Source organism: Acinetobacter lwoffii (assembly GCF_024129855.1).
Taxonomy (GTDB): domain Bacteria; phylum Pseudomonadota; class Gammaproteobacteria; order Pseudomonadales; family Moraxellaceae; genus Acinetobacter; species Acinetobacter lwoffii_L.
Genome location: NZ_JAMXXC010000062.1, coordinates 1 through 2,433, shown reverse-complemented (window position 1 = coordinate 2,433; position 2,433 = coordinate 1). Strand labels below are relative to the sequence as shown.

Annotated in this window: 5 protein-coding genes; 3 read left to right on the top strand and 2 right to left on the bottom strand. The window is 32.3% G+C overall.

Features of this window, described 5'->3' with window-relative positions; translation table 11 throughout:
- The 3 genes from NI465_RS16480 to NI465_RS16470 all read left to right on the top strand — a co-directional run.
- The coding region (locus NI465_RS16480; RefSeq protein ID WP_253146002.1) for a helix-turn-helix domain-containing protein at window positions 1–116 on the top strand (116 nt) is incomplete at its 5' end.
- Window positions 117–796: 680 nt separating this feature from the next.
- Entirely contained in the window at window positions 797–1,327 is a 531-nt protein-coding gene (locus NI465_RS16475; protein ID WP_005254570.1) for a PadR family transcriptional regulator, read from the top strand.
- The gene (locus NI465_RS16470; RefSeq protein WP_005015460.1) at window positions 1,324–1,611 is read left to right on the top strand and encodes a DUF3861 domain-containing protein; all 288 of its coding nucleotides are present in this window, start codon (window positions 1,324–1,326) and stop codon (window positions 1,609–1,611) included. Before NI465_RS16475 ends, NI465_RS16470 begins: the two co-directional genes overlap by 4 nt.
- Window positions 1,612–1,753: 142 nt before the next feature.
- Here the strand turns inward: NI465_RS16470 and NI465_RS16465 are convergent, their stop codons facing one another.
- Together NI465_RS16465 and NI465_RS16460 are read right to left on the bottom strand one after the other, a co-directional pair.
- On the bottom strand, window positions 1,754–2,047 hold the full coding sequence (locus NI465_RS16465) for a type II toxin-antitoxin system RelE family toxin (RefSeq protein ID WP_005254654.1): 294 nt from the start codon (window positions 2,045–2,047) through the stop codon (window positions 1,754–1,756).
- A complete protein-coding gene (locus NI465_RS16460) occupies window positions 2,037–2,282 on the bottom strand; it encodes a type II toxin-antitoxin system RelB/DinJ family antitoxin (RefSeq protein ID WP_000246756.1) in 246 nt (81 codons plus the stop codon). The genes NI465_RS16465 and NI465_RS16460 overlap by 11 nt, the downstream gene beginning before the upstream one ends.
- Between the last annotated feature and the right edge of the window lie 151 nt (window positions 2,283–2,433).

The following is a 2,433-nucleotide window of genomic DNA, read 5'->3' as shown; positions in this document are numbered from 1 at the left end:
CTAAGCACAAACGAATAAAAGAATTGCTAGCAGCTGGCAATATGACTAAGGAAGAAATTGCCAAAGCAGTGAATTGTGGAGTTGCAACTGTTTATCGAGTTGCTAAAGTCATTTAAAAAGGCTTGTATCAGTGCTTCCCTTATGTCATATCTATTTACAAAGGAACAAGGCATTCTTAAAGATCAAAAGAAGGGATTAATGATGAAAAAGCATTTGATTTTCCTTGTTTTTATAGTGATGGTTTTTATTTTAGCTCTAGTTGTAAAGATTAATAATGATTATAAAAAAGGGCAAGCATTAAAGAAATTGGAACTAGTTGAAAAGCAAATCCATTAGGTAAAAATTGACTTATACTTATTTAACTAACGCTAATAACTAAGCCCAAAAAACACCTAGACCCAGTGCTATACACGCTTAGTTTTTTTATATTTCAAAAGAGTATTTTAGCAAATATCATAAAAGACCGGTCTATTCTCAAGCCGGTTTTTTATATCGCAGAGCATCATGGCTTCATCATAGATATATGAATATTAAGATAAATAAAAAGCCCTATAGTCTCTCCCGTTACTATAAGGCTTATAAAACGCTGTAATTTTTTTCTTAATTACCTACTTTTCGATGTAAGTTATGAATATATTTTACCTATTGGTAAAAATAAAGATATAAGACAAAAGATGAATATGCTAGGAATTTCGCATAACAACCATCATGTTAAATGCGGGGATAAATAAAAGAATTGAAAATATATCTAAGATTTATTAAGATATATCTTAATAAATCTTAGATATACCAACTTATGAATGAAACAACTGACTCTTTGCTGATAAATTCAGATACGCCATCACGTAAAAGCCGTTTATTTGAATCTGGCCATATGAAATTGCTAGTGCTTTCTTTAATTGAACAAGCGCCTAGATACGGTTACGAAATTATTAAAAGCATTGGTGAGTTGGTAGGTGGTGGATATAGCCCAAGTACAGGCACAATTTACCCAACCTTATCTTATCTTGAAGACATGCAATTTGTTTCTATTGAAAAACCTGATGGTGACCGTAAGCAGTACAAGATTACAGTGACTGGTATTAACCATTTAAATGGTCAAAGAGAGCATTTAGAACATATCCTTGGCCGCTTAGAGACGCGACGTGAAATTCAAAATAATGATCAATATCTAGATATCTATCGTGCAATGGCAAACTTAAAAACATCATTGCGACTTAAATTAAAAAATAATGCACTGACTGAAGAAACAATTCATCAAATTGCTAAGAGCATTGATCAAGCTGCTGTTGATATTAGCTGTCTTAAAAATGAGGTAGTCCGATGAAACAACATAAATATCAAATTAGTGTAAAGCATCTTGTCGATCCAAAAGGACAGCCTTCAACTTACACTGAAGATCTTGTTTTTACTGCTTATAATCACGATGATATTTTCAAAGTTTTAGAAAAATTGCAGCAGAAAAAAATTATAGATGAAGAATCAATGAAATCTTTTGCCGTAGGATTAAAGCTTATGGGAGAAGTGTTATTAGAAAATAAAGATATTCCTTTATTTAAAGATTTTTCGCCGCAATTTATTGAATTTATTAAATCAATCAAAAAACTTTAACTTACGGAGTTAGTCCATTTAAATCTATTCCTTTTAGTTAATCTGATATGAAAAATATTTAAGGTTAAATTATTTAGTTTTCTTAAAATTAACATAATACACCTTATACGAATGCAAAAATGGGAGCTATAAGCTCCCATTTTTAGTCTTTAATGCGCTTTTTAGCTTCTTCATAAACTATGCTATCAGCTCGTTTCCCGACTGTGATGAGCAAGATAACTACCTGATCATCTTTAAATTGATAGACAAGTCTGACACCAGCTTTTAATAATTTAATTTTATAGCAACCTGCAAGATCGCCTCTCAGCATATTCTTTGGAATATGTGGCTGCTCTATGACTTTGGCTAGTTTCTTCTTAAATTGATCTCGTATAGCAACAGGGAGTTTTTCCCATTCTGCTGTAAAGTCTTTGTGACGTAAAAGCTTATAAGTCATCTAATGTGACTTCCTCAAACATCTCTTTAGGGTCATTAATGCGCTTACGGACAAGAGCTAATAATTCTTCATCTTCTTCTGAAAGCAAAGCTTTTTTGACAGGTAGTTTCCCAGTCGTAGCAACATACTCAAGAATACTAGTAAAGAAATCTGTAGGTGCAATACCTTGTTCTTTAAGGATGGAATAGGATTTTTCTTTAAGGGCTTCATCGACCCTGAAGTTAACAGTAGCCATCATATCTCCCAGTTATTTAATGTGCTAAGAGTACTGTAATGCAAATTGCATTACAAGTCGTGTTATTCACCAATTAAAATGTCTATGCGATAAACCATTTAAAATGTCCTGTTTTTAACCACAAGAGTCAAGCACAGGATTTAACTTTCTT

Coding starts and splice junctions, on each gene's coding strand:
- NI465_RS16465 (WP_005254654.1), bottom strand. CDS start 2,047: ATGACTTATAAGCTTTTACGTCACAAAGACTTTACAGCAGAATGGGAA.
- NI465_RS16470 (WP_005015460.1), top strand. CDS start 1,324: ATGAAACAACATAAATATCAAATTAGTGTAAAGCATCTTGTCGATCCA.
- NI465_RS16460 (WP_000246756.1), bottom strand. CDS start 2,282: ATGGCTACTGTTAACTTCAGGGTCGATGAAGCCCTTAAAGAAAAATCC.
- NI465_RS16475 (WP_005254570.1), top strand. CDS start 797: ATGAATGAAACAACTGACTCTTTGCTGATAAATTCAGATACGCCATCA.